This is a genomic window from Bradyrhizobium ferriligni, assembly GCF_056837965.1.
The window spans coordinates 41,346-68,062 of record NZ_JBXEJO010000001.1 but is presented as its reverse complement, the minus strand read 5'-3'; the positions used below and the strand labels follow the sequence as shown (position 1 = coordinate 68,062).

General features: G+C 59.5%; 24 protein-coding genes. 6 read left to right on the top strand and 18 right to left on the bottom strand.

The window, feature by feature from the left end; all coding sequences use genetic code 11:
• Positions 1-152: 152 nt before the first annotated feature.
• The gene (locus tag AC1VNY_RS00360; RefSeq protein ID WP_482403663.1) at positions 153-2,114 is read right to left on the bottom strand and encodes a hypothetical protein; all 1,962 of its coding nucleotides are present in this window, start codon (positions 2,112-2,114) and stop codon (positions 153-155) included.
• A gap of 44 nt (positions 2,115-2,158) precedes the next feature.
• Positions 2,159-3,535, bottom strand: a complete 1,377-nt coding sequence (locus AC1VNY_RS00355; RefSeq protein ID WP_482403662.1) for an O-antigen ligase family protein — start codon at positions 3,533-3,535, stop codon at positions 2,159-2,161.
• Between the two features lie 438 nt (positions 3,536-3,973).
• Here AC1VNY_RS00355 and AC1VNY_RS00350 point away from each other — a divergent pair, with 438 nt between their 5' ends.
• Positions 3,974-5,281 (top strand): polysaccharide biosynthesis/export family protein, encoded by a 1,308-nt coding sequence (locus AC1VNY_RS00350; RefSeq protein WP_482403661.1) that lies wholly within the window; start codon positions 3,974-3,976, stop codon positions 5,279-5,281.
• Positions 5,278-6,555 carry an acyltransferase family protein gene (locus AC1VNY_RS00345; RefSeq protein WP_482403660.1) on the top strand — a complete coding sequence of 426 codons (1,278 nt, stop codon included), beginning with the start codon at positions 5,278-5,280 and terminating at the stop codon, positions 6,553-6,555. The genes AC1VNY_RS00350 and AC1VNY_RS00345 overlap by 4 nt, the downstream gene beginning before the upstream one ends.
• Here AC1VNY_RS00345 and AC1VNY_RS00340 read toward each other — a convergent pair.
• Positions 6,491-7,747, bottom strand: a complete 1,257-nt coding sequence (locus AC1VNY_RS00340) for a glycosyltransferase family 4 protein (RefSeq protein ID WP_482403659.1) — start codon at positions 7,745-7,747, stop codon at positions 6,491-6,493. The genes AC1VNY_RS00345 and AC1VNY_RS00340 overlap by 65 nt on opposite strands.
• Positions 7,748-8,056: 309 nt before the next feature.
• On the opposite strand from AC1VNY_RS00340, the gene asnB reads away from it, so the two are divergent.
• The gene (asnB, locus tag AC1VNY_RS00335; protein ID WP_482403658.1) at positions 8,057-9,997 is read left to right on the top strand and encodes an asparagine synthase (glutamine-hydrolyzing); all 1,941 of its coding nucleotides are present in this window, start codon (positions 8,057-8,059) and stop codon (positions 9,995-9,997) included.
• Between the two features lie 13 nt (positions 9,998-10,010).
• On the opposite strand, the gene AC1VNY_RS00330 is transcribed toward asnB, so the two are convergent.
• Both AC1VNY_RS00330 and AC1VNY_RS00325 read right to left on the bottom strand, forming a co-directional pair.
• Entirely contained in the window at positions 10,011-10,289 is a 279-nt protein-coding gene (locus tag AC1VNY_RS00330; RefSeq protein ID WP_035630805.1) for a hypothetical protein, read from the bottom strand.
• Positions 10,286-10,504, bottom strand: coding sequence for a hypothetical protein (locus AC1VNY_RS00325; RefSeq protein ID WP_482403657.1), 219 nt, complete (start codon positions 10,502-10,504; stop codon positions 10,286-10,288). Before AC1VNY_RS00325 ends, AC1VNY_RS00330 begins: the two co-directional genes overlap by 4 nt.
• 286 nt (positions 10,505-10,790) lie before the next feature.
• Here AC1VNY_RS00325 and AC1VNY_RS00320 point away from each other — a divergent pair, with 286 nt between their 5' ends.
• Both AC1VNY_RS00320 and AC1VNY_RS00315 read left to right on the top strand, forming a co-directional pair.
• The gene (locus tag AC1VNY_RS00320) at positions 10,791-11,045 is read left to right on the top strand and encodes a hypothetical protein (RefSeq protein WP_482403656.1); all 255 of its coding nucleotides are present in this window, start codon (positions 10,791-10,793) and stop codon (positions 11,043-11,045) included.
• A gap of 420 nt (positions 11,046-11,465) precedes the next feature.
• Positions 11,466-12,134, top strand: a complete 669-nt coding sequence (locus AC1VNY_RS00315; protein ID WP_482403655.1) for an outer membrane protein — start codon at positions 11,466-11,468, stop codon at positions 12,132-12,134.
• 279 nt (positions 12,135-12,413) lie between these two features.
• On the opposite strand, the gene AC1VNY_RS00310 is transcribed toward AC1VNY_RS00315, so the two are convergent.
• Positions 12,414-12,629, bottom strand: a complete 216-nt coding sequence (locus AC1VNY_RS00310; RefSeq protein WP_482403654.1) for a hypothetical protein — start codon at positions 12,627-12,629, stop codon at positions 12,414-12,416.
• Between the two features lie 457 nt (positions 12,630-13,086).
• Between AC1VNY_RS00310 and AC1VNY_RS00305 the strand changes: the two genes are divergently transcribed.
• The gene (locus tag AC1VNY_RS00305; RefSeq protein ID WP_482403653.1) at positions 13,087-13,344 is read left to right on the top strand and encodes a hypothetical protein; all 258 of its coding nucleotides are present in this window, start codon (positions 13,087-13,089) and stop codon (positions 13,342-13,344) included.
• A 405-nt stretch (positions 13,345-13,749) separates the two neighbouring features.
• On the opposite strand, the gene AC1VNY_RS00300 is transcribed toward AC1VNY_RS00305, so the two are convergent.
• The 12 genes from AC1VNY_RS00300 to AC1VNY_RS00245 all read right to left on the bottom strand — a co-directional run bounded on the left by AC1VNY_RS00300 (position 13,750) and on the right by AC1VNY_RS00245 (position 26,575).
• The gene (locus AC1VNY_RS00300) at positions 13,750-14,064 is read right to left on the bottom strand and encodes a hypothetical protein (RefSeq protein WP_482403652.1); all 315 of its coding nucleotides are present in this window, start codon (positions 14,062-14,064) and stop codon (positions 13,750-13,752) included.
• A 189-nt stretch (positions 14,065-14,253) separates the two neighbouring features.
• Positions 14,254-15,798 carry an ABC transporter permease/substrate-binding protein gene (locus tag AC1VNY_RS00295; RefSeq protein ID WP_482403765.1) on the bottom strand — a complete coding sequence of 515 codons (1,545 nt, stop codon included), beginning with the start codon at positions 15,796-15,798 and terminating at the stop codon, positions 14,254-14,256.
• A gap of 40 nt (positions 15,799-15,838) precedes the next feature.
• The gene (locus AC1VNY_RS00290; protein ID WP_482403651.1) at positions 15,839-16,666 is read right to left on the bottom strand and encodes an ATP-binding cassette domain-containing protein; all 828 of its coding nucleotides are present in this window, start codon (positions 16,664-16,666) and stop codon (positions 15,839-15,841) included.
• A gap of 124 nt (positions 16,667-16,790) precedes the next feature.
• Entirely contained in the window at positions 16,791-17,729 is a 939-nt protein-coding gene (locus AC1VNY_RS00285; RefSeq protein ID WP_482403650.1) for a class I SAM-dependent methyltransferase, read from the bottom strand.
• 772 nt (positions 17,730-18,501) lie between these two features.
• A complete protein-coding gene (locus AC1VNY_RS00280) occupies positions 18,502-19,566 on the bottom strand; it encodes a transporter substrate-binding domain-containing protein (protein WP_482403649.1) in 1,065 nt (354 codons plus the stop codon).
• A 524-nt stretch (positions 19,567-20,090) separates the two neighbouring features.
• Entirely contained in the window at positions 20,091-21,233 is a 1,143-nt protein-coding gene (locus AC1VNY_RS00275) for an acyl-CoA dehydrogenase family protein (RefSeq protein WP_482403648.1), read from the bottom strand.
• A 35-nt stretch (positions 21,234-21,268) separates the two neighbouring features.
• Entirely contained in the window at positions 21,269-22,027 is a 759-nt protein-coding gene (locus AC1VNY_RS00270) for an enoyl-CoA hydratase/isomerase family protein (RefSeq protein WP_482403647.1), read from the bottom strand.
• Between the two features lie 26 nt (positions 22,028-22,053).
• Positions 22,054-22,758: an ABC transporter ATP-binding protein gene (locus AC1VNY_RS00265; protein ID WP_482403646.1), complete on the bottom strand. Its 705-nt coding sequence runs from the start codon at positions 22,756-22,758 to the stop codon at positions 22,054-22,056.
• Entirely contained in the window at positions 22,751-23,521 is a 771-nt protein-coding gene (locus tag AC1VNY_RS00260; protein ID WP_482403645.1) for an ABC transporter ATP-binding protein, read from the bottom strand. The genes AC1VNY_RS00265 and AC1VNY_RS00260 overlap by 8 nt, the downstream gene beginning before the upstream one ends.
• Positions 23,511-24,449, bottom strand: a complete 939-nt coding sequence (locus tag AC1VNY_RS00255) for a branched-chain amino acid ABC transporter permease (RefSeq protein WP_482403644.1) — start codon at positions 24,447-24,449, stop codon at positions 23,511-23,513. Before AC1VNY_RS00255 ends, AC1VNY_RS00260 begins: the two co-directional genes overlap by 11 nt.
• Positions 24,446-25,306 carry a branched-chain amino acid ABC transporter permease gene (locus AC1VNY_RS00250; RefSeq protein WP_016844215.1) on the bottom strand — a complete coding sequence of 287 codons (861 nt, stop codon included), beginning with the start codon at positions 25,304-25,306 and terminating at the stop codon, positions 24,446-24,448. Before AC1VNY_RS00250 ends, AC1VNY_RS00255 begins: the two co-directional genes overlap by 4 nt.
• 90 nt (positions 25,307-25,396) lie before the next feature.
• Entirely contained in the window at positions 25,397-26,575 is a 1,179-nt protein-coding gene (locus AC1VNY_RS00245; RefSeq protein WP_304497095.1) for an ABC transporter substrate-binding protein, read from the bottom strand.
• Positions 26,576-26,717 lie beyond the last annotated feature (142 nt).

Sequence of the window (26,717 nt, the reverse complement as noted above, 5' to 3'; positions counted from 1 at the left end):
GCCTTAGCTTCTATTGTAGTTAACGACGTCTGCAGCATTTAAATCGGGGCGCTGGCCTAGTTAGCCTCTGAGCTCGTCGCCGGTCAGATGACGCATTGACGCAATGCTGCGCCTGTTCGAAACATGTTTAATCATTGTCACGCGATACGTATTCACTGCGGAGTTTTGCGTGCCGATCCATCCCAATTCGGCTGCACGAACGGCGTGCCGGCGTCATAGCGCGCCTTGGCCGGAAGCACATGAAGCTTCGTCTCTCCGACCGGGTCCACCCAAGGCCAATCGTATCCGCGCCCGGCGTCGAAGAACGCGGGACGGCCTGCGAGGTACATGGAAGCAGGCAAGCCGCGATCCTCGCTTCCGGAATCCCAGTGCGTCTTGTTGGTGAGGTAATCAAAATTGCCATATCGAATCGTGGACATCGCAACCTTTGCGTCCGTCGGATATGGCTTCACAGCGTCCCAGCCGAGCATCCAGACGCCGGGCTTTGCGTCGGTAAAGCGGGTTTCGTACGACCAGCCGCTCATCTGACCGGGAATCCCGAGCACATTTCCTATGAAGGACATCCAGTAGGAATACGCCATCAGGCCGGCGGCGCGCCGCGGCCCATTGCGGGGCTGCGACAGATCATCGATCGTCCCGCCCGCCTGATTGTCGAACGCTGCACGGACGCCGCGCAGATAGTTGCGGAAAAACGTGTGATAGATGCTGTTGCCGTGAGTGTCGTCGCTGTCGGCGTTCTGGGCGTAGTTGCCCTCGAACAAAACGTGATGGGCGCCCACCATGTGGCTGGCGTTGAGCCCAGTCTCGATCCAGGCTCCATTCGTATTGATGTAGCCCATGTCCATGTAGTTGTAGCCGACCACCGAGCCGGCCCCGGCGGAGCGCGCCACCACCAGCTTGTTGGCCCTCACGGCAATTCCATTCTCGATCAGAACTTCCGACGATCCGGCGGAAAGGCTAATCGCATATCCGCCTCCGCCGGGTTGAGCCCAGGCCGCGTCGTGCACGTAGAACTCGCGCAGTTCGACTCGGAAGGAGCTGTGAATTGCAAAGCCTTCGCCGTGCCAAACCGAATTGTCGACGTTCTTCGCCCACGACGAAGCAGCCCAATTGAAGCGAAGATTGCCCGCGTCGCCCCCCTTGAGCGCCAGATCTTCGACGCCCGCGTGTTTCACATGCGGCTGCGCGAACCGTGACAGTTGAGCTGCGTTTGCTTTCCGATAGCCGATGTGAATTGGAGTCGTGAAGGTAATCCTGGAACCGGAGACGGCGCTGATCTCCTTAACCTCGGCGACGGGCCGATCAGGTCTCCCGAACCACGATCCAGCGCTCTGCGGCGTCGACGGAAACGCATCGGGTGCAAAGTCATCGACAAACTGAATTGCGGGCTTGTGCTTTTGCCAGACAACCCTGAAATCTTCCGACGCCCAGATCTCCCCTCGCCCCTGCGGGTCGACACGCCAATCAGCGGCCGACGCCTCGTCGAGCAGCACGATCTGTCCAGGCACAAAGCCCGAAGCGTCGTCGACCTCGACCGTTTTTTCGCCCTTGATTGCATCATTGCGAAGGTTCGCCGATCGCACGGCATTGACCGTATCGCTCGTACTTGAAAAAAGCGACGGACCCACCACGACCAGCGGAGACGGCTTGGCACCGACTGCGTCATTGAAAGGTTTCGCGCCATCTTGCTTTTCGAGCATCGTCCGGCCCGGACCGGAGCCGCGCAGGGTAATTGCCTTGTTGAGCAGCAGGAAATTGCCGCCATTGATCAGAAACCGTCCCGCCGCCAGTTGCACGACCTGCCCTACCGGACATGCGTTGATTGCGCCCTGGATTGCCGCAGCGTCATCGAGTGTGCCGCCACGAGGCGACAGCGTCGCGCAGATGGTTTTTCGGACGGGTATCCCACCCTCGGCCATCAGGCCGGGTTGCCAGGTCGTCGCGCGATCTGAGGGCAGTATCTCCATCGAGTCGAGAGCAAAGGCAGACGAATGGCTTGAGCATGCAACGAAGATCATCGTTGCAGCCAAGCACCGCCAAGGCCGTCGCAGGGCCGTTCGCAGCGTCTGGTGACCAGGGTTGCGCTGCGTCGCGATGACCTTCCGGTTGAACATGCATCCTCTGACTTGCAGCGCCGAACCGACTGGCTTCGCGCCTGCTAGCGTGACCTCACGACGTTGACGGGAGTGGACGGCGGCCTGAACCGCGGTCCGTGGATGCGCCGCATTGCTGGACGCCTGGCTATTGCCGAGTTGACCGCGGGACGCGCCTGCCCCCAATATCTGGCAGCTTCAACCGCGGCTATAACGAACACGACCCACAACATTTCGAAGCCGCGCATCCATGTGCTCTCGAGACCGTTCGTAATGGCAACGTAGAGAACGATCGACAGCAGGATCCATGCCCGCGAAAGATCAAAACGCGCCAGACGACCAATGCCGTGTATCGTCGCAAGGATGAACGCGACAAGCAGGAAAAATCCCGCATAGCCTAGTTCAAGCAATGTGTCTTCATACCCATTGTGGGCGTTGGGCATCTCCTTGACCCAGCCCGGCGCTTCCACGATGCTCGGCGCGTCGGGCCCAACCAGCCAGAACGACTGATAACCCCAGCCCAGCAGCGGCTTCTTTGCGATTTGCATATTTGCAAAATCCCAAATGATGGTACGGCCCGTGAAGGTCGAATCGCCGTACAGCATGTACGACACGCGATTCATGCTGAAGCCGGTGACGAACGAAAAAGCCATCCAGCAAATCGGTATCGATACGACAATCACCCACACCGGAACACGGGTAGCCCTGGAAAGCTTGAGCAAGGTCCAGGCGAACACCGGGACAAGCACCGCAAGAGCGAGCGCCGTCTTTGAATTGCTCAGCAGCAGCAGCGCAACAGACATGAGCGCGGTAACGATGCCGAGAATCCGTCGTCGTCCGGGATGAAGCAGTTCATGGAGCGCAAGCAGGAATGCAACGGCAGCGCATTCACCTAGATAGTTCTTGCCCGAAAAATAGCCCGGGTAGCCCCATGTGGCGAACTTCACATCGATCGGCGGCCGGCCCATGACGAACAGCATGTTCAGCACGGCAGCGATAAAGAAGCACCAGAACAAGCCGCGCAGCAGGTCGGTCGATCGAGTTGCAACGATCGCCGGGAGCGCGATCGAGGCAATGATCATGGCCTGCTGCATAAATCTGATCAGCGAAGTCTCCGGCTTGAATGCCCAGGCAACACTCGCCCCGGCCAGCGCAAGGTAGGCAAACAGTATGATCAGGATCGGCGGAAAGCGAAGTCGCGACCGATTGCGCAGCGCAACGACGAGCGCAACTGCGGACAGGATCGGCCAAAAGATTTTGCTCTCTGGACGAGCTTCCAAAAGACAAGCCGAGTCCGTCGGACTACAGGTCACGAGGATCAGGGGAAAGGCAATCGTGGCGTAGACACAGGCCAGCAGCGGAATGATCGCGTATCTGTCGATTACCCGGCCGGACGGAGCCGCCAAGCTTGGTCGCTGAGAACGCAATACGACTTCGTGCATGCTCGGGCCCGTCAACTCCAGTCGCCAAGGCAGCACGCTGATCGTTAGTCGCCTGCCTTTGCGGGATCGCGGGGCCGCGCAGCGATACGATCAGCTTCTCAATGGCACTGGCGCCAACACGTACTCAGACACGACTCCGAACACCAACGATAAGTCAATCTTTCCTGAATTTTTATAGTGAACGCTTCGTTAACGCTTGTCCCCTAGCGTGGCGCACAGGGCGGGCTGTTTCGCTTGGTCGCTTAATATTCCGGGAAATTGTGGATGCAGCGTAAGTACATGTTTACTCGCGCATATTTCTTCCGAGCCTGTGTCCGGCAGTACGGCGGTCGGTGCCGAACGGCGACGACCGCAAGCGGCGTGCAAGCAAGCGCGAAGACGAGACCGGCGTTTACCAAGACTGCGTTCGTTAATCTACGTTAACCAGGGTCCAATGTCGTGCCGAGAAGTGCAGGCAAGAGTAGTCAACGAACGCCGCGTCTGACCACTCGTGAAGTGGCGCCGGCGCATTCGGCTGGCAATTCCTCGCGTTTCAATGGCCGCCTGTTGGGCGCCCTGGCCATCGCAGCGACAATCGCGCTCGCTGGCTGCTCGACCATGCCGACCTCGGGACCGGCAAGCTCCTATGTCCGCGCCGGACAGTCCGACCCTGAAAGCGTGCACTATGCCCTGGTGCGCCTCACGGCCGACACCGAGAGGGTCCTGGTGCGTAACTCCAGGCGGATCGACCGCGTTTTCACGGATCGCCGCGGCCCGCCCGAGATTCGCTTTGGCATCGGCGACACGGTCAGTGTGACGCTGTTTGAATCGATGGCCGGTGGCCTGTTTACTCCAACCGAAGCCGGCACGCGTCAGGGCAATTATGTCACGTTGCCCAATCAGGCCGTGAATTACAAAGGCAACATCACGGTTCCGTATGGTGGCTCGATCCGCGCCGCGGGCCGGACGCCGGAGGAAGTCCAGAATGCGATCGTGAAGTCCCTGCAGGACCGTGCGATCGAACCACAGGCAGTGGTTGCGCTGGTGGATCAGAAGGCAACCTCGATCAGCGTATTGGGCGAGGTCGGAACGCCTGCACGCTTGCCTGCAAGCGCCAGCGGCGAGCGGCTGCTCGACATTATCACGCGCGCGGGCGGCCCCAAGAATCCTGGCTTCGATACCTGGGTGACTCTCGAACGCGACGGACGGCAGGGTACCGCACCGTTCGGATCGCTCCTCAGCCAACCGGCAAACAACATCTTCGTTCGCCCCCAAGATACGGTGTATGTGTTCACGCAGCCGCAAACCTTCCTTGCGATGGGCGCTTCCGGGCAACAGGGGCAGTTCTCGTTTGGGGCCTGGCGCCTGACACTGGCCGAGGCCATGGCGAAGGCGGGCGGCCTTAAGGATGATCACGCCGACCCCGGGTCCGTGTTTGTTTATCGCGGAGAACCACGCGAGGTTGCCAAGCAGCTCGGCGTCGACTGCACTCGCTATAGCGGGCCCCTTGTCCCCGTTATCTATATTCTCGATTTGAGAGATCCCGGCGGCTACTTCATCGCGACAGAATTCGAGATGCGGAATAAGGATGTCATCTTCGCGTCCAATGCAACATCTGTCGAAGCGACAAAGTTCATGACTTACCTTCGGTTGATCATCGGCACCGTGAGCGATCCAATCGTCGCCGGGATCGATGCCTACACGTTAAAGGGACTCGCCAACGGCAGCATCTCCGGCGCGACAACCATCGTTACGTCGTCCCGATGACAACAATTGGCCTGGCGGAATCGGCTCCCGCGGCAAGTATGCTGCCGGCAACCGAATCCGCCGAGGCAACTGCCCGCGATCGGTGGCCCCGCCTTCAGGGACACATTCCTGCGCTCGACGGCGTGCGGGGACTTGCCATCGTGATGGTGATGCTACTGCACTTCGTCGGCAATACGTTGCCGACCAACGCTGTCGAGAAAATCGTCGTCGGAATCACCAACTACGGCTCCTACGGCGTCGAGTTGTTCTTCGTCCTGTCCGGCTTTCTCATCACCGGCATCCTCTATGACTCACGGGAGGAGCCGAACTTCTTTCTCAATTTCTATGTACGACGCGTGCTGCGCATTTTTCCGCTCTACTATGGCGTGCTCGCGCTTGTCTTCTTCGTCGCTCCGCTTTTGAGCCCGCTGCGTGGTCCGACCCTCGACTATCTGGTAGATCGTCAGGCCTGGGCCTGGCTGTACGGAGTCAACGTCTACATCGCATGGAACGGTGACTGGTCATTTTCGTATCTGGAGCATCTCTGGTCGCTTTGCATCGAGGAGCATTTCTATTTCTTCTGGCCGCTCGTCGTATATCTGGTCGCGAAGCAACCGAGAAAGTTGATTGCGGTCAGCCTTGGCCTATCGGTCGCTGCGATGCTCGCTCGCCTGGGCGGCTCCCTGGCGGGACTTAGCTGGTGGACAACCTATGTGTTGACACCGTTTCGCCTGGACGGTCTGGCCCTCGGCGCCTTTCTCGCCGTGGTCGTTCGACAACCGGGCGGACTTCGGCGACTTGTGGGCGCTCTTCCATACGTTGCGACCACTGCATTCGCCTTGCTTTCCCTGACTTTCATCTGGACGCGCCTGGTGACCGACCAAGGTAACGCTTTCGTCCTTCCGGTTCGGTCTTCCATCATCACCGTGCTGTTGGCTTGTCTCCTCATCTGGGTGCTCGTTGTCCCAAAGCATTCCTTGGTATCGCGCCTTTTCTGCAGCCGACCACTGATGTTTCTCGGGACCTATAGCTACGGCCTGTACGTCTACCATCACTTTATATCGTACTATCTCGTGACTCATCGAACCGAGCTGGCACTCGGCGAATGGCTTGGTTCTCACAGCGCAGCCGTGGCAATACAGGCGACAGCGGGCGCGCTCGTCTCGCTGCTAATCGCTTATCTGAGCTATGAATTCGTCGAAAAGCGTTTCCTGGAACTGAAGCGGTTCTTCAACGCTCGACGCCCCGTTGTTGCTGGCGACGCGTTGGCGCCTCCCCATCCGTACCGCAACTGACGGCGAGCCTCGTACGGTAGAAGCTCTCGAGAGAGCGAGCTGCTGAACTCCAGGCATACTTGCTTTCGGCCAAATGCCTTGCAGAACGTCCGAGATCCGCAGCACGATCGGCATCGCCAAGCAAGCCGCTGACACGGGCGGCAAAGCTCTCGACATCGTCCGCGATGATGATGTCGCGATCCGGCACGGCCTCGATCCCCTCGGCGCCCAGGGTTGTCGAGACGATTGCCTTGCCCATCGCCATAGCCTCGACAATCTTGAGCCGTGTCCCGCCTCCCAATCGCAAAGGGACGACGACGGCTGCCGCCTCGGCAAGATGCGGTCTCAGATCCGGCACGAACCCGGTGAACTCGATTCGGGGCCCTGCCAGCGCCAACAAGGCAGGTGGCGGCGACCCGCCAATGATCTTGCAACGCGCATCCGGATGGCTGGCCGCGATCCGCGGCCATATATCGTTGACGAAGTGGATGACACCGTCGACATTCGGTGCATACGACAGGAGGCCAAAGAATACGACGGTGCGTCCGTCGGGCTTCGGATCGTCGGCACGCGGGCGATAGAACTCGATATCCGCGGCATTGGGGATGACGGCGGTCCTGGCTTCTGGCACTTCTTCAAGCAGCCGTCGTTCGTCGGCAGCGCTGCACAGATAGACACCATCTGCGTCACGATAGGTCCCGAGCTCCTCCCTCCGAAGCTTTCGCCAATTGACTTCGGAATAGAGGCGACGGAACAGGCTGTCGCCGCTTTGGGCGTACTGGCGGGCAAGGTCGTAGTCGATGTTGTGCGAATCCACGACCAATACCGGAGGCTTCTCTCCTGCCGGCGCCTTGCGCAGCTCGTAGTGACCAAGGAACGTGAACTCGAGATTAACCACGTCGAAGCGCGTCGACCCAAGCAAGTCGTCCAGCGTCTGCCGCACTACGTCTGCCGTGATTCGCAAACGCTCGAAGCTGAGTGGCGATACCAGGGAGCGCAGTTGAAGCAGGCGCTTCGGCACCCCATCACGACCAAACGGGTTACGCACGAGCACCACCTTGCGGCAGTAGGCCTGCATGGCAGTTCGGCATTCCTCGATGTCATGCTCGTCATCCACGAGCATGACCGCCGTCAGGTCATGGCACCGAGCTAATTCCGTCATCAGACCGTGCATGCGCGCCTGCGCGCCGATGCGCGGCGGGCTCGCAGGCATCTGTGACACGAAGAGAATATTTAGGCGGTCTGAGTGCATCGATCCAAACCTGCCTGCCGACATCGACAGGTGCTGAGATGCTCGCTGGGGTCCACATTCACATAGCTCGGCTTACTCAATGCTTAAGCTTGAGCCTTGCGTTAATAGTTGCCTCGTTCCTCTTAACGAAACAATGATAGAAAGGCGGCGCATCCATTTATCCGCTTGGATTTTCGACGTAGAAACATTGCCGAAGCAGTCTTGGTAGGTTCTCCGCAACGTTACCTCGTGCGGGCCAGCTCAAGCTCAAGCCGCAAAGGCGACGATTGAATGTGCGGTATCTCGGGTATCATCGGCCGGCTTGACGAAAACAACCGGGCCGCGCTCGCTCGGATGAGCAAGGCCATGATCCATCGCGGGCCGGACGGCCACGGCTCATGGACTTCAACGCCGGATGCCCGCGGCTGGGGTGTCATGCTTGATCACCGCCGTCTCTCGATCCTTGATCTGTCGTCCGCCGGCGCTCAACCGATGGTCGACGACACAACCGGGCACGTGATTTCGTTCAACGGCGAAATCTACAACTATGTCGCCCTGCGCAAACGCCTCGAGAGCGAAGGGCAATCCTTTCGGTCCAGCGGCGACACCGCCGTCATGTTACGGGCACTCGGCCTGCATGGCCAGGAGGCAGTCGGATGGCTGCGCGGCATGTTCGCATTTGCAAGCTGGGATCCGCAACAGCGACGACTTCTGCTTGCGCGCGACCAGCTCGGCATCAAGCCGCTCTATATCGCACGGTCCAGCAATCCGAACACGACCTGGTCGCTGATATTTGCATCCGAACTGCGTGCATTGCTGGCCTCAGGCTTGCTCGGAACGCCGCGTCTTGATCCGCGAGCGGTTGCGAGCAGCGTATGGAACGGCTTTGTTGTCGGCCCTTGCACCGCCGTTCAGGGCGTTGAACTTCTTGCTCCGGGTCACTACGCCGAGTTTGACGGGACAGGCCGTACAACAAGCGAGCACGATTTCTGGCGCATCCCCGGAGAGTCGCCAGAACCGACGATGGACGAAGCGACGCTTGCCGCTATCCTCGAAGAAGGGATGAAGCTTCACCTCGCCAGTGATGTGCCGCTCGCGGTTTTCCTGTCGGGCGGCATCGATTCCTCCGCGATCGCGAATCTCGCGCAACGGACCGCTGACGCCCCTGTTCATACTTTCACGCTCGCGTTCGAGGACCAGCAGTTCAACGAAGCGCCGTTCGCAAGGCAGACCGCTGCGGCAATCGGCACTCAGCATCATGAAGTGATGTTGTCCGAGCAGCGGTTCGTCGACAGCCTGGACGACGCCCTCGATAGTCTCGACCAGCCAACGTTCGATGGACTGAACGCTTATTTCATCTCCCGGGCTATCCGCGAAGCAGGCTTTACCGTCGCGCTGTCGGGAACCGGGGGCGACGAGTTGTTCGGCGGGTATCCGACGTATCGCGATCTTCCGATCTTGCAGCAGTGGTGTCATCGCGGCCGCGCATTTCCCAGAAAATGGCAGGCCACGGCTGCATCTTTGTTGACATGGCCCCTGCGACGATCCTCGCATCCCGTGCCGCCTCAGACGCGCTGGGCGAAGCTTCCGGATATGGTCGATCGTAGTGAGGATTTGCTGGCGTTATACCAGATGGCCTACGCGCTCTTCCTGCCTGGATTTCAGGATGAATTGCTTGCACCGGATTTCGCGGGCGCGATTGTGGACGGCCTTCCCGACGCGATGCGCCGGCGGCTGATGGCCGAAACGGCAGGCCGTACCGCTGTTTCCGCCATTAGCGTGATGGAACAACGTCTCTTTTTGGGTGAACGCCTCCTGCGCGACAATGATGCAGCAAGCATGGCCAGTTCGCTCGAGCAGCGCGTTCCGCTGGTCGACCACGTACTGTTTGAAAGCGTCGACGCCCTGCCGGACCGGGCGCGATATCACCCGTTGGGCCGCAAACATATGCTTCGACGGATCGGATTGCGCGGGCTCGATCCTGCGCTCTTCGAGCGCCCAAAGACCGGCTTCGTCATGCCCTTTGACCGGTGGATTCGCCGCGGATTGAAGGACGCCATGGATCGGACCATGCGCGATCCGCAGGCGATCGCACCTACGGGCCTGGATCCCACCGCGGTCGAGCGACTTTGGCGAGCCTTTCTCGACGGAGCGCCGGGCATGTACTGGTCGCGGGTCTGGTCCGTCTATGCGTTTGTCCGTTGGTGCCATCGCAACGGCGTTTACGCATGAACAGCGAGTGCCCTCACCGGCTTGCTCGCCGCTCACTCTGACCATTCGTCCAATCGATAACGTCGAACTCGAGCCCTCGCTTCAGCATCTCCGCCTCAAGATCGCTGGCATGCCGCTTCCATTCAGCCGTCGACCGGACTCGGAATTTTGGATCTTTGCCGCTTGCCTCGAATTCATCGTCGGCCTTTAGCGCGCCGCGGATAGCTTCATATATCATCCTCAGACTGGGATCGGTGATGGCACCGCAGGCCATTGGTTTCAGTGTCTCGATCTCGTCGAAGTTTTTGCTCATGACGATGGTCGATCCTCATCTACGCGCGCCAGCGCGCCTTCGATGACCTCGATCTCCTCGCGGAGGATATCGCTCACGATCGACGGCTTGAACCCTGGTATGCTGTGCATCTGAACATCATCCAGCAATTGCTGACGATGGTGCCTCAGCTTTTCCAGGGCTTGGCGATCCTTCAACGCAACGTAGCCGGCAACAATCTGCTCGATGGCTTTCATCGGAAATGCGCTCTACAATAAGAATAACGTACTGCAATCTCTCGAATAAACTGGCCAAATCGCTTCCTGACAAGACCCCCGCCTTTGTGCTCGTGCGGTAGCGTTAACGCTCAGTCCGTAGAAACCCGGGCCATCCACGAAATGATTCCGCCGCTCGTCGGGATCCGGCTGAAAGCGAAGAAGTAAGTTCGATCGGCCCCTGGCGCCAGCCGGCTTTTCCTGGACTACCGGGCACGACGATTTGCATACCCGCCCACGAGCAATCCGCCGCCTGGTCGAAACCGGATTGAAGGCAAAGGCGAAGCAGTTGGAACAACGGTCCGCAAAGACAGTGAGACTTGGGAATGCCCTTTATCTGATCGGGTGCATTGTTGCGGCCATTTGCATCGCCACCGGCGCCATCACGGCGATCGTAATGCACAATTCAGGTGGTGTTTTTGACGTGGCGTTTGCCCCAATTGTTGGAGGCGTCATCGCCGCCCTCGGCATCATCTCGTGGCTCATCGGTCGAGTCTGCCGCTACATCTTCTCCGGTCATTGACACAGGCTGGTTCAGGACTCTCATCATCGGGATGCTGCCCTGCATTATTGCTGGATCAGTCCGTCAGAGATATTGACGGCAAACCTCTCGTCGTACGGTAGCGGCAGTCGTGTCTCTCCCTTTTTGGCTCGACAAGCACTGCAGGCTCGCGCTTGGTTCTCAGTCGTTGTAGAGGACTCGCCTCAGTTCCATGCGAAGACAACGATCTATCCGCCCTCGCGCTGCGCGGGGACGTGATCGGTAACACATCACCTGTGTTACGAAAGTTCCAAACTCGCCTAACGCCAATCGTTCTCGCACCCGCCGTTAGCGGTCCGCGTTTGGCACCGTCTGTTGCAGCCAAGTTACAGCAATTCCGCACGTGTCTGATAGGCGATGAACTTGGGGCCGGGCCAGTACAAGAAAGTTGGAATGCAAAACATGAAGAAAATTCTGCTCGTCACCGCAAGCATGATCGCGCTCGGCGCGGTCACGCCCGCTTCCGCGGCTGATCTCGCGCCTCAGCCCTACACCAAGGCACCGCCCTATGTTGCTCCGACTCCGATCTACAACTGGACCGGATTCTATATCGGTGGTCACGTCGGTGGTGCGTTCGGTGGCAACGACAACGTCCTCGCCCCCGGCTTCGGCGGTGGCAACGACGGTGTGTTCATGGGCGGTGTGCAGGCTGGCTATGATTACCAGTTCGCGCCGAGCTGGGTGATGGGTCTTGAAGCCAACTATAGTTTTCTGGACACCAGTTCGAGCTTCGCCAATCGCGGCCTTGGTTCGGTAACCGGCCGCCTCGGCTACACCTGGGGTCCGGCGCTGCTTTACGTCAAGGGCGGCTATGCCTGGGCTGACACGCGCTTCTCAAACGGCTTCGGCGGCGACGGCGGCAGTGACGGCTACACCGTCGGTGCCGGTCTCGAATACATGTTTACCCAGAACTGGTCGGGCAAGCTCGAATACCAGTACTATGACTTCGGCACCATCAACGTGCACGATAATGTCGGCGTTATCGGCAGCTTCCGCAACGACCAGCACACCATCAAGGCGGGCCTGAACTACAGGTTCAACCTGGGCGGACCGGCCGTCGCCAGGTACTGATCGCTCGCTTGACTCCAAGCGACATGAAAGCTCCGGGCCAAACATAGGCCCGGAGCTTTTTCGTTGGAGCGGTGGTTCCTCCCGGATTGGAAACCTCCTGCGCGGCGCATTGGCTGACGCGACGCCGTGAGGACCAATGTGGAGATTGCGGCGCGATAGACTAATCTGTGACGGTATGACGCACGACGATCAATGCGTGATGGAACTGCCCTCCAAGGGACGATGGCAGCTAACGCTGATCGGTTGATGGAGCGCGAACAGCAGGCCCGCTGCGGGGCTTCAGCGCCGATGCCTCATCTGTACAGCCTTCAGATAGTCGGCAACCTGCTCAGCCCAATCGGCGGGTGGGGCCACGCCGGTCACTTGCGGGCTGCGACCGCAGCCAACGCAGATCGGGCGGGTGTCGTGATCGCTCTCGAAGCTATAGGCATCCGCGCCGTCGGTCATCACGCACGGCGTCATGTCGGAGCGCTTGCGGTCGCAGCGGTTCATCATGGCCTCTGTTCCCCGGCGAGTGCTAGCCGACACACTTTGCGAGTCCAGTGCTGGATCATGAGTCGCCCACCACCGCCGAGGAGAATGCAAAGTGAGACGCATTCGATGGAACAGCAACACGCGTGAGTGTTTTGGTTGTTGATTGATTATGATGCAATCGTGACGATGGAACCGGTGCTGTTGGCACGGACTGCACATCCCATCACGAGGCGATTGTGATCTCATACGTGCATCGGATCGACCAAGCACGCGCATCGGCTCGGCCAATCCGAAATACTGGCAAAGACGGCTCCGGCGCGGCCCTCAGACAGCACGTCGGGGTCGTCGCTTGTGTCAACGGAGCTTGCGAGATTGGCGACAGCCATGAAGTGTCATTGTCGGATATGCACGCGCGCGTGTTGACGCGCCGTTGCGGTGCTCAATAGCTTTGCCGGTTGGGGTGGCTTGATGCGCGGTGATGGCGATGTCGAGAATAGAAGTGAGCGCGGAAGAGAAGGAATTGATTTTAATGCTGCGCGAGTGGAAACGCGAGGTGCGCGGATTTGGGTCGTCCGAGGTTTTGATTTCGCGCCAGCATGGACGCGGCTGGGAGATCAGGCTTGCGCTTAACGCGGATCAAGTGTCGTCCATCGGATTGAGTTTCGGCTTGGCTTGGAATGCGCTCGCGGCAACACAGTTGGGTGCCGCACGACACGACGACATCGGTCGAGCATGAATTATGATACAACCATTGCAACGGAACCGGTTGTATTGGCACAAAGTGCACTTCCGTCTTGAGCCGAGTGTGATCTGATCACCGCTCGGATCAGCCGAGCCCCACAGCGCATCAAACTCGGATAGTCCGAAACACTGGCGAAGACGGCTCTGACGTCGAAACCCCTCAGACTCACGTCGGAGCCGTCGAAAAATGGTGGCGCCAATGAAAAATCGAACTGGCACCGAATGGGCCATCATCGCCGCTGAATGCTGGCTCGCAGTGGTCGCGGTGGCGATCTTGCTGATCGCGCTACACCCGGAAGTTGGCTGATTGCGACTCGCGCGACTGTTTAGATGCAGTCACCGCAGAGCCATTCCAGGAGCGACCACGCGGTCGGCGAACCTACAGCGTCTCGAATATGCTTCAAGGAGCAACCGTAGACGGAGATTCAGGAGTTGCGCTGTTGGCTGCGTCGTCCGACTGTTCGGCGGCAACGACGGAACGAATTTCGTCAATCCGTCGACAAGCGCGGATCGCACACTCTCTCAACTCATCGATCGATTGCGTTTCTGCCCGTGTCTTTTCTATCGCTTCGATTTGCGAATTGAGGGCTGCAAGTTCTGCCTGGAGCAGCTCCAGTAGCGATTGGTTGGAACCGACCGCCCTCTCCACCCTTTTTGCCCGCATTGTCATCCCCAAATACGGTTGTGCGTTCGTGACAACGATTCGTGGCGCCATTATGAATCCGAATGGCCCCAGCTTGGACCGGGGCCTCGCGTCACCGCCAAAATGTTGCCGACGGAGCCCGACCGCACTGCCGAACTGATCGTTCATTGCAAGGCGCGCAATTTCGTTCGGGACCTTGAGCACGACTCATCGGCGATGGTCGAACCTCGAACGAAAACACGCTTGATCGTGTTCTTACATTTATCGCGACTGCAAATGCACGGCCTTTGCCAAGGCTCGCGCCGCCTCTGCCGGAGAAGCCTTGTCGGTATCGCCGTCGACCATGAGGTTAGCGGCGCGCATGGCCTCAACGGAAACCGAGCCGACAAGGGGCACGAGTGCCCGCTTCAGCCGCGCATCGGCGGCGCGCTTTGGCGCGACGAGGATCAGCGCATCATAGGAAGGGATCGCATGCTTCGGGTCAGCCAGCACGAGAAGATCAAGCGCCGCGATACGCCCGTCGCTGGAGAACGCGGAGATGACATCGGCCTCGCCGGATTCGAGAGCATGATACATCATCGTTGGATTGAACGAGCGTCGCGTTCTGAACGACAGACCATAGGCATCCTTAAGCGAGCGCCACTCCGGTCGCCCCAGGAACTCGAGGTCATCGCCGATGGTGAGTTGAGGTGCAACACGAGCAAGATCGGCAAGCGACGCGACGTTTAGTGCCTGCGCTCTTTCTCGTTTCATCGCGAGAACGTAGGCATTTTCGAAACCGAGCGCGCCAAGTACCGTGACGCCCTCCTCTGCTTTCATCCAGCGGACGATCTCCGCCTGCATCTCCTCGCGCGGTGGCGTGTCGGTGCGGCCGACGACATTGCGCCAGAGCGTGCCGGAGTAATCGACGTAAGCATCAATGTCATTGTGAGCTAGCGCGCGGAAGGCGATAGCCGAACCGAGCCCATCCTTACGCGTTACGCCGACTCCCTCGGCCTTCAGGCGGTCACCCATCAGGTCCGCCAGAATGAACTGTTCGGAGAAGCTCTTCGCGCCGATGACATAGGTTGCTGCTTCGTTCGAGAGCAGCGGCGCGAGACCGGCGAGCGTGCCGAGAGCAAGCCCGGCGATACCGAACACCACACGCTTCCTGCTGCGTTCGGACGCTCCTGTCTCCACGAGACCGAGACAGAAGTCGGTGATCAGGGCAAGCCCGGCGGCGGCGATGCAGCCGAACAGCACGGAAATCCAGTTCTCGGTTTGCAATCCCGTAAAAATGTAATTGCCAAGGCTGGTTTGGCCGACGGGCGTGGAAAGCGTGGCTGCTCCAATCGTCCATACAGCCGCAGTCCGCACTCCAGCCATGATGACAGGCGTGGCGAGCGGCGCCTTGACGCGTGTCAGAATCTGCTGGGGCGTCATACCAACGCCCTCTGCCGCTTCGACGACAGCAGGACTGATGCCATTCAAGCCAACCACACTGTTGCGCAAGATCGGAAGCATGGCATAGAGCGTCAATGCAATCAGCGTCGGCAAGAATCCCAGCGCGGGGATGCCGAAGCCGAACAGCCGTGCCGTCAATGTCGAGAGCGCAAGGAGCAACGGATAGAACAGTGCGAGCAACGCAAGTCCCGGTATGGTCTGGATCAAGCTCGCGATGGCAAGCACCAGCCTGCGTAGCCATGGTCGATCCGCCGCGAGGGCAGCCAGCGGCAGGCTGACGAGCAGTCCAAGCGCCAGCGCCGTGGCGCAAAGTACAATATGTGGCGTGAGATAGGTGGGAAGCAGGCGCCAGGCGTCGAACAAAGCGTCCAATCGGGCACTGGAAAGCAGCTCTGCGCCGGCATCAGGCACGGACAGGTCCGTTCCTGGTCGCAAGCGCGGCGATACGTTCCGCTTGACGTCGCGGCACTTCCATTAAGGCGGTAACGTCCGGATCGTCAGACCCAGAGCCCATCATCAAGGCGTGCGGCGTATCGTCGGCGAGTATGCGGCCGTTCTTCATGACGACGATTCGATCAGCCATCAGCGCGGCCTCCTGGATGTCATGGGTCACCATCAGTGTTGTCATGCCGAACCGGTCGTGCAGCTCGCGGTAGGAAGAACCCAGGCTGTCGCGGGTGACAGGATCGAGCGCGCCCAACGGCTCGTCCATCAGAACAATGCGCGGTCGGGCGGCGATTGCACGCGCGACGCCAATCCGTTGGCGCTGACCTCCGGACAGCATGTGCGGAAAGCGGCTGGCGTAGTCCTGCGGCAAGTCCACCATATCCAGCATCTCGGCCACCCGCGCTTCGATCGCCTTCGCCTGCCAGCCACGCAACCTGAGTGTTACGGCAATGTTGTCGGCAACGCGCATGTGCGGAAACAAACCGATACCCTGAAAGACATAGCCGATGCTCCGCCGCAGCATCGGCGGCTCGGCTTCGCTTACAGGCACTCCGTCGATCCTGACTTCTCCAACGTCAGGATCGACGAGTCGATTGATGGTCTTCAGCAGCGTGGTCTTGCCAGATCCCGAGCCGCCCACGAGCGCAACCAGTGAACCCTGCTGCACGTCGAGCGATACGTTGGAAACAGCAACATTCCGCCCTCCATCGTAGGATTTTGATACAGCATCGATCTCGATATACGGCACGGAAGCAGACGGATTCGAAATCGGCGAAGCTGTCATGAGCAAGGCTTCCCTGTAGACTGCTGAACTGGCGGAAAGTAACCATGCAGGAGTCAGCGCATGATCCACTTGGGTGCACAGGTCCCCGGGTCAGACCCACGCCCATCTTCGGAAAGCGAGCCCGTCACGGCTCCAACGCGACCTGCAAGCCGTCGTCGCCCTCAATATGAACGTAACGGGGTCCGATCGGACGCCCCCTGCCGCTGGCAACAGTGACAATGTCTTTCAGGGGAGCGGCGCGCGCATCCGCCTCAGGGCGAGACAACATCAGATCGGCGTGAAACAGCCCTTCCGACTCAAGACCGGTAGCATCGACGCCAAGAGCCGCCAGGCTGGCCAAGCAACTTTCAAACTCTTCGGCATCGCGAAAACGACGCTGGATAAAAGTCGCGCCGGTAAGGCGTTCTGTCACGAGGCCACGCTTCTCGAACGTCGCGGCTAGAGAATCAAACGGGAACATTCGCAGCACGAACGAAATGATCCATGGACGCTTCTCTGTCGCATCGAGAATCTTGCTGAACGTCTTCTCGGTGACGTAGCCGATGCACCCCGTCGACATGACGACATCCGCGGATCGGATAAGATCCGCGCTGTCCGCCGAGAGCGCCTCCGTTTCAAGATCAGCGACAATGCCCTGCTCAAGCAGACCGACACCCGTTGCATACCTTATCGCCGGCGCCGATACATCGAGACCGATAAATCGCGCGAGGCCGACATCCGGCCAAGCCGCATAGAAATTGCGATCGAGACGCACCAATGTCTCAGAACCGATCGCCCTCATCTCGCGTCGAGCGTAGCGATGGCGCAAGCCCCCGAAAGTCAGTGGAAACCGATGCACCGCTGCGTTGATTCCGTATGAACAGCCAACATCAAGCACGGTCGGCTTGACGCCGGTTTCCGAAACCTTCGCTGCCAGAATTTGGCGCACAACCGGCTCAGCCACGTCCGGGATCATGTAATCCAAATCTCCCAGGACAGAGAAATATGCCCTGGGATCATCCAGGGCATAAATATCATCGAAGACGGCCTTGGACTGATTGATGCGCGAGAAATGTGTTTGCAACCCGGTCTCCTATTTCAATTTACAAGCCACTCGACGGCTGCTGCGTTCAAGTGCTTGATGCCTTACTGCAGAGATTGACCGGCGCACAAACCCATTGCGCTTTTTCAACCTCGCTTCGTGGAACTGCGCTGAGCACTGATGTGCACGCGCGTGTAACGCGGCCTCCTTTTCGAGACCATTGCCTGTTGGGGCGGCTTGATGTGCGGTCAGGATGATGTCGAAAATGCCAGTCGCTCTGGCAGAGAAAGAATCAACTCTAATGCTGCACGAATGAAAGCGTGCGGGCAACCGGCCTCGATAGTCGACAATGTAGATCAGGCGCGGACGCGGCACGCTCACGTTGCGCGCCCGGTGGCGCCAGCCGCAGCACCGAAGAACATTTCGCAGAAGCATGGAACGCACTCGCACCAGCACAGTTGCCGACAACAGGTTGAGACCGCGCCAATAGGAAGGCCGCTCAGATGGGAATGATTGGCCCGCGTAGTTGGCCGATGGATCGAACCTGGCCTACGGACAAGGCGCGCTGGAGCAGTTCCTCGGCAACGGCAACTCACGCACGTGGTTTGGGGGCCATGTGAGAAAATGCGCCAAGCCGCCACGCCGAGGATGAGCTAGCTTGAAGCTGATTTGCTGGAACAGCAACTCGCGCATGCGCACAGGGCTACTGACGGTTTGCATCGCTTCGGAGGCCGATGTGCGGAACTTTATCGGTTCCGCTCCCCCGATGAGACTCCGACAGCCCTGAACGGACTGTGCTTCTTGCACGGCATCGTCAGCGAGATTGAGCGTTACCAAGGGTCTCGAACACCGTCTGCTGCCACCAATCGCCTTCGATTTGATCAAGCACGGCGAGATCGAGCATCGGCCGCAAGGCGCTGTCTTTGGGCAGTACGATCGCATAGCTCTCGCTGCTGAAGCTGGTATCGACAACGCGAGCCGAGGCCGAGAAGTCGCTTCGAACCATCCAGGTCAGCAACGGCTTGTCATGAACTAAGGCATCGATTGTCCCACGCCCCAGCGCGGAGAGGCCGCCCTGGATGTCCGGAAACGTTCGAAACGAAAGCCGCTGACGAGCGAGGTAGTCGGTCGTCGCGGAGTTCGCGACCGCGCCGACGCGCACGGAACGCAGGTCGTTGAAGCCGTGAACGGCGCCCTCGAGCCCTCTGCGCGTCAGGGTGGAGGTGATACCGGCGGTGAACACCGCAATCGCGATCACGGAAGCGATCATCCATCCCATTGCGACGATCCTTCCGGGGAGTGTTGTCGGAGCATTCTGAGCGGCCCCGGCTTGCGTCATGGCGATGGTCGACCACCAGAAGCTGGAGCCGAGTCCCTTGGCGCCGCCACCGAAGTGCTCCGTTTTGCGCCGTTCCAGCATCCAGATCAGGAATCCGACCGCCATTGCGAAACCAAGCAGCACCGCGACGGCCTGGAAGAATCCGAAAGAGAGAAGCGCCCGTCCGATCGCGACCCAGGGGTTTTCGTTGACCGGTACCGCAACGCCGAGCCCGGTGTTGTAAAACGGCTGTGTAAAATCGACCTTGCGCGCACGCTCGGCAGTCACCGTAACCGCCGCGACGCCAACGTCGAATCTGCCGTTTGCGACGCCGTCCAGCAAATCCGGCACGCTCTGGGTTTCGACCAGGCGAAAACGCAGGTGTGCCTGATCGGCGATCCTTTTCCAGAGCGCGATGCTGATACCGCTCCAGCTCCCATCCGGCTGCTTGATCGCAAATGGTGGGGCCTCCTTGGTCGCCACGACCAATTCCTTGTCAGGGGGCGCGGCAGCTTGGGCGTGAAGGGCGCCGCAGCCGAACGCGAGCACCGCCAGCGCCAAGATGCATGACCAGACCGGTCGAATCGACGTCCACCTGCGCTGCGAGATTGGATCTCCCCGCCTGGCGCTGTGGGCAGACATCTCACACGACACCTCTCCCCTCAAATAGCGGTCGTGCAGAGCTGCCGGGAAAGCCTCGAATGAACTCATTGCTCACCTTGACGCATAGCGGGATTGCCGACCAGAGCACCGCTACTCCCTTTGGCATTTCGTCACACACCTGTCCGTCAAAACAATGGCGAAGGCGTTCTCGGCCGCCACGGCGGCCGGACACTGCAACGGAGAGAACCGGGCGCTCTGGCAGCGTCGCCCTGAACACCTGCTCCCGAAGACGAAAAAGAAAGGCAAGGTGCGTAGGCCACATCCGTCCATGCCCGCCCTATGAGGAGCTGTGGGCACTCGAGGTCGAGCTGACTCGCCAAACATGCATCAGCGCGCGGATGCTTGAGGCCTGCGTTTTGACTTGTGCCAGACTCCGTTGTGGCGACGGCCGCTCCGAATTAGAGCACAGGGAAAGACATCCGCTATGCGGTGAGTTCACGCGCAATGACCAGCCGCTGGATCTCGCTGGTACCCTCGAGGATACGCAGCACCCTGGCCTCGCCTGGGAGGCTCGACACGTCGAATTCCTCGAATGCGCCGTATCCACCGTGCACCTGCAGAGCGATATCTGCAACTTCGCCCGCCATTTCCGTTGCGAAGAGCTTGGCCATCGACGTTTCCAACCGAAACGGTCGATCGGCGTCAGCCAGACACGCAGCGTTCCGGATCATCAGCTCGGCTGCGTGGATCTTCGTCAGTGCATCCGCGAGCGGAAAGGTCAGCCCTTGGTGCTGGAAGATCGGCGTGCCCCCAACCTGACGACCGGAGCCGTACACCTTCGCAAGATCGATCGCCTTGCGCGCCAGTCCAAGACCCGTTGCCGCGACGAGGATCCGTCCGATACTCAGCGTCGTCAGGATTTGCCTCAAGCCGTCGCCGCGATTTCCGACCATATTCGCTTTGTGAACTCGACAGTCGTCGAGAAAGAGTTCTACGGAGTCAGCGACGCGCCAGCCAATTTTGCGGCTCGCTTTTCCGACCCGGAAGCCAGGTGTGCCGACCGGCACCACGAATGTGGACAGTCCCTTCGCTCCCAATTCAGGGTCCGTAACGGCCACGAACGTCGTAATGCCGTGGAGCGGAGTGCCAGCATTGGTGGAAAACACCTTGGAGCCACTCAAGACGAAAGAATCACCATCCTCCACGGCACGCATTTTTACGCTCGCGACGTCCGACCCACCACTCGGCTCCGTGACACCGAATGAGGCGATAAAGTCACCGCGACACAGCGGCTCAAGCCATTTGCTCTTCAAGTCATCCGATCCATAGCGAGCGATAACCGTCATGGGAGCGCTATTGCACAGGAAGATGGCGGCAAAGCCGGGCTCTGCGCGAGCGAGCGTCTCGGCCACAATGGCGGCTCCGCGTGTACCGAGCCCTCCACCGCCAAAAGCCGGATCATACGCCGTGCCCATGAAGCCAAGCGCAAGAAATTCCTTCACGAGTTCGGTTGGAAACTCATGCCTGTCGGCGAAGGGCTTGATCCTGGGTCGCAGTGCGCCTGCGGTAAATTGCTCGAGACTGCCTTTTACCAAAGCTTCGTCTTCATTGAGATCCAAGAGCATTGGACCGCTCCTCATGTCGGTGAGCCGGATGTAGTTTAGCGTTGTCTGAATTTCTCGAGGGTCGCTTGAGCGGACGTCTCCCGGCAGTTCTCGAGAAATAGACGATTTGCTTCGAAATCCATCGTTTCAGCGTCTTCCATGAGGTAGTTCGAGAAGAAGCGCTTCGTCGCGCGAACAGCGGGACGTGGTAGTTGCGCGAGCTTTTCCGCAATCGCAATCGCTCTCGTCAGCGCTTCGCCGTCATCGCAGCAGTAGTCGACGATGCCGATGGCGCGCGCATCCTCGGAGTTGAGCGCTTCGAGACAAAAGCAGAGAAGGCGCGCCTTGACGAGCCCGACACGGGCGATCAAGGACCTGATTCCCCATGGGGTCAGCCAACCGTGGGGCACCTCCGGAAGACTAAAGAGCGACGAACGCCCCGCTACGACCACATCGCAAGAGGTCGCCAGCGTCAGTCCTCCTCCAATTGCGAACTTCTCGACAGCCGCCACGACGGGCTTAGCCAAATATCCTATCAAACGGCCGAGATCGCCGCACTCTTGCTCGAACCGTCCCATTGCTTCGAGCTCGAGTCGGCTGATGAATTTCAAATCGCTTCCGGCGCAGAACCCCGGAGCGGTACCCGCTAGAACGATCGCGCCCACGTCGTCGTTGCGATCGAGCTCCAACAAAGCGGCTTTAACTCCGTCGACAAGAGATCGGTCCATCGCATTCCGCCGGGCCGACCGCTGTAACGTGATGATTGCGACGCCGTTACGTTTCTCGACGCTTACCGTCGTCTCTTCGTTACTCATTCGGCTCCACCTGGCACTGGATTGGGTTATGCGCTCAGATACATCTGCTTGACTTCCGTCGTTTCGGACAATTCCTTCGCATGTCCCGAGGTCACGATCCGACCGGATTGCAGCACGTAGGCGCGGTCAGCACAGCCCAGGGCCATCATGGCGTTTTGCTCGGCGAGGAGGATCGTCAGTCCTTCGTGCGCGAGATTTCGCACGATCCGCCCCAGTTCCTCGATAATGATCGGTGCAAGACCGAGGGTCGGCTCATCCAGCAGCATCAGCGTGGGTCGAGACATCAGCCCTCGTCCGATCGCAAGCATCTGCTGCTCTCCGCCCGACATCGAGCCCGCTTTCTGATCCCGTCGCTCGCCGAGCCGCGGAAACATCGAGAATACTCGCTCCAGGTCGGCGCCTGCGTGATCGCGATCGGCTCGGTGATAGGCGCCGATAATCAGGTTTTCCTGGACCGAGAGCTTGGTGAATATCTGGCGTCCCTCCGGCACGAGAACGAGGCCGGCCCTCACACGGTCCACGGTGGAGGATTCCGTGATGTCTTTTCCAGCGAGATGGATCGTGCCGCGATCTGACGTCTTCAACCCCGCCAGTGTTCGCAGCGTCGTCGATTTGCCGGCGGCATTAGGACCGATCAAAGTGACCACTTCGCCCTTCTCCAGCTTGAAGGACACCTCCCTGATAACCTTCTGCTTGCCGTAGCTGACGCTGAGATTCGATACATCAAGCATGCTTTTTGCCCAGGTAGGCCGCGACAACGGATTCGTCGGCGAGAACGTCGGAGGTCTTTCCGGAGGCAATGACCGCGCCGTGGTGGAGCGCGATCGAACGGTCCGCAAGCCGGCCCAGAAAGCCGACCTTGTGGTCGATAATGCACAGCGTGACGCCGTGGGATTTGAGGTCCCTGAGCACCGCGTCGAGATTCGCGATCTCGTCATGACCTAGGCCGGAGGCCGGTTCATCTAGGAGCAGAAGTTCCGGCTCGCAAAGCATACCCATTGCAACGCCGAGCATCTTCTCGCCACCATACGACAGCGCAGCGGCTTGTTCGTTCTTCTGGCTGGAGAGTCGGCAAAGCGCGAGGACTTGGTCGATCTTCTGCTCCAGCAGACGATCCAAACCGACGGGCATGCCTCCGATCAGCGTCCGCAAGCGACCGATTCCCAGCTCGCGCTTGATGTGCAGGTGACATGCGATGCGCATGTGTTCGACGACCGTCAGCTCTGGAAAGAGCTGCGGATTCTGAAAGGTCTTGACCAACCCTTGCTGAGCGACCTCGAACGGCGACAGGGTGCTGATATCGTTCCCTTTCCAGAGAATCACGCCGCTGGTTGGCTTCAGGATCCCGGCGATCAGACTCAGAGTCGTGGTCTTTCCGGAGCCGTTGGGTCCGAATATCCCGATGATTTCCCCACGCTCGATGCCGAACGCTACGTTGGACACTGCGGTGAGGCCGCCAAAGCGCTTGGTGAGGCTTTTTACGTCAAGCAGCATGTTTTCTGCTCGTAAGTAGGCCGACGATACCCTTCGGCATCACCAGGATCACGAAGATGAGGATGGAGCCGTACAGAGCGATGCGAAGCTCGGCGCTGAGCTCGATCACGTGCGGCAAGGCCGTGAGCACGAGGGCGCCGACAACGGGGCCGATCAGGGAATTGACGCCTCCCAGCAGGACCATCGCGATGATGTCGAGTCCGAGCGAGATCGAGAGGAAATGCGGCTCGACGAACCCTGCGTAGAAGCCGTAGAAGGCGCCAACCAGCCCGGCAAGGCCGCTGCCGATTGCGAAGCCGAGCAACTTGTACTTGAAGACGTCGATGCCCAGCGTTTCGCCCAATTGGTCGTTCAGTCGGATGGCGGCAAGACAACGTCCGATCCAGGACTTCAGGACACGGCTGCACACACCGTATACGACCACCAGCAGAGCCAGCGTCAGGTAGTACCAAGCGACCCCGCCCGCAATCGCAAACGTGCCAGATGGCGTCCAGATCTTCGGCGTATCGACGATCGTAATGCCGAGTGAGCCGTTCGTGACGCTGTTCCAGTTCAATGTGATCAAACGCAGCACTTCGGAAAATGCCAGGGTGACGACGGCAAAATAGAACTCTTTGAGCTTAAAGCGGAAGCAGATCGTTCCGACGATAAGAGACAGGATCACGACAATGGCCAGGGCGGGGGCGATCGCCAGCCAAAAGTTCCAGCCGAACGTAGTCACCAGGATGGTGACCACGTAGGCGGAAACGCCGAAGGACGCGGCGTGAAACATGGAGAGCTGGCCGGTGAATCCGAAGATCAAATTGAAACTGACCGCCAGCGACGCCGCCATGAAGCCGTAAATCGCAATGGCGAGCACCGAGTCGCTGTGAATGAAGGCCGGAACGGCAAGGGCGAGCAGCAGCCCGACTGAAATTGCGTACTTCACGACCGATCTCCAAACAGGCCGCCCGGACGGACGAGAAGGATCAAGATGAGGAATACGAGACCGTAAGCGTCCCTGAAGGCCGACGAAAAAAACACCGATCCGATGTTCTCGCTGATGCCGAGAATGATACCGCCGCCCAATGCGCCGAGCACGCTGCCGACGCCGGCGAGAATGGCGGCCTCGACCGCCTTGAGAACGTAAGCCGATCCGATCGTTGGCTCGATCGAATACATGCTCGCGTACAGACCTCCACCGAGACCCGCCAGCGCCGTCGAATAGACCACGACGATCGTCTGGAGCCTTCCCGTTCGGATACCCATAAGAGCCGCGGCTTCGGGATTCTGTGCGTAGGCGAATGCCGCGCGCCCCAACCACGTCCGCGTCAAGGCGAGATATGTGCCGAGGATCACAGCCAGGAATACCGCGGCGACCGCGACCTTGATCTTCGGCAGAACGATGCCGGCTACCTTGAGGGCGCCAGGAAGCACGTAAGTCAGATCTTTGGGCGTGGTCGTGAAGGCCGCGAGGACCAAGGCCTCGAAGACCGAAATCATGCCGATCGACACCAGCAGACCGTTGACCAGGTTGCCGCGAGTGAAGCGAAACAGGGCAAGATCCGAAACGTAACCGAAGATGCTCACGACCACGACGGCGCCAATGACGGCCACGGGGTACGGGAAACCCACGACGTCGTAGAGATACCAGGTCGCGTAGGCGCCAAGCATCATGAACGCGCCGAGCGCGAAATTCACCACGCCGGTCAGGCCGAATGTGAGCGTTACGCCCAGCGCTATGATGCCGTAGAGCGTACCCACGATTACGCCATTCAGCAATTGTCCGATAACTAGCTGCGTCATTGATCGAAGGTCCGCGGGAAGCGCATTTCGTGACGCCTTCCCGAGTGGAGAGAGAGCGCTCCGGCTCCGCCGGAGCGCGACGAACGAGCCTTACTCTTTGGTCGGGTCGTAAGGCACTCTCTCGATGGCACCACCCTTGCGCACGTGGACGACATCGAACCCGAAAACGGCCTCTCCGGTCTTGTCGTACTTGATTCTCCACATGCCCTCGTGGGTCATGCTCATCAGAGCAGCACGGATCTTTGCCACGTCGTCGACGGTGCCTGCCTTCTGCATGGCCTCCACGAGCATGTAGACATGGTCGTAACAAGATGAGGAGCAGAGCGGTGCTTGATCGTAGGGAAATTCGCGCTTGAACAGCTTCTGATAGCTTTCGATAAAGGCACGGACCTTCGGCTCGGTCTTCTCGGCACCCTCGAAGTACTTCGGAACGTATGCGATATAGTCTTCGATCGCGTCCTTGTTCTTCAGCGCCGGCCCGATGGAGCCACGAACGAGAAAGAAACGATTGCCGAAACCGGATTCGGTCGACTGCCTCACGATATCGTAGAGGACGGCATCCGAATAACCCGGGAAGAGAATGTCCGGCTTGCCTGCCGCGAGCTTCGCGAGCACCGCGCTGAAGTCCTTCGTGCCGGGCTCGAACAATTCGACCTGCAGTTCAATTCCGGCATCCTTGAACAGCGCGCTATAAATATCGACGGCGGTCTTGCCGAAGGCGTCGTTCTGGAAAAGCATCGCCACCTTCCTGGTATTGAGCTTCTTCAAATAGTCCACCATCAGCTTGCCGAAACCCGCTGACCCCGCGTCCCAGTTCCAGGTTCGCAGCAGATAGTCGTGATCGGGCTTGCCAAGCGCGGCGTGTGCCGACGTCGCGCCCGCGAACAGCAGGAACTTGCCGTTGTTCTGATTGGCTATCGGCTCGATGGCGTTGAAGACATTGGTCAGAAACGGCCCGAAGACGAAGTGGACTTTTTCTTCCATCATCTTGCGGAACTGTACGGTCGCCTCGCGGGGCTCGCCGCGCGTATCGACCTGCTGCAGTTCGAGTTTGTAAGTCCGGTCGCCGACCTTGAAGCCGCCTTTCGCGTTGATTTCCTCGACCGCAACCTTGGTACCCTGCGCCGACATCCAGCCGTAGGTAGCGGTTGCGCCGGTCAGGGCCTCGATCTGCCCGATCTTGACGACATCTTCGGCCTTGGCCGCCGGTCCGAACAGCAGTCCGGAAGCGATGCCCCCTGCAATCAGGGCCCCTTTCCAGCAAGACATGAATATCCTCCCTCGGCGTCGTTGCGCTTGTGTTGTACTAGTAATATCTTACAAAAGTTTCGTCAACACATCATTGCGTTTTCCTGGATGATGGCCGCTCAGCCCCGGGAGGGGTCGATTTAGGTGTGCGCATTGTGTGAGA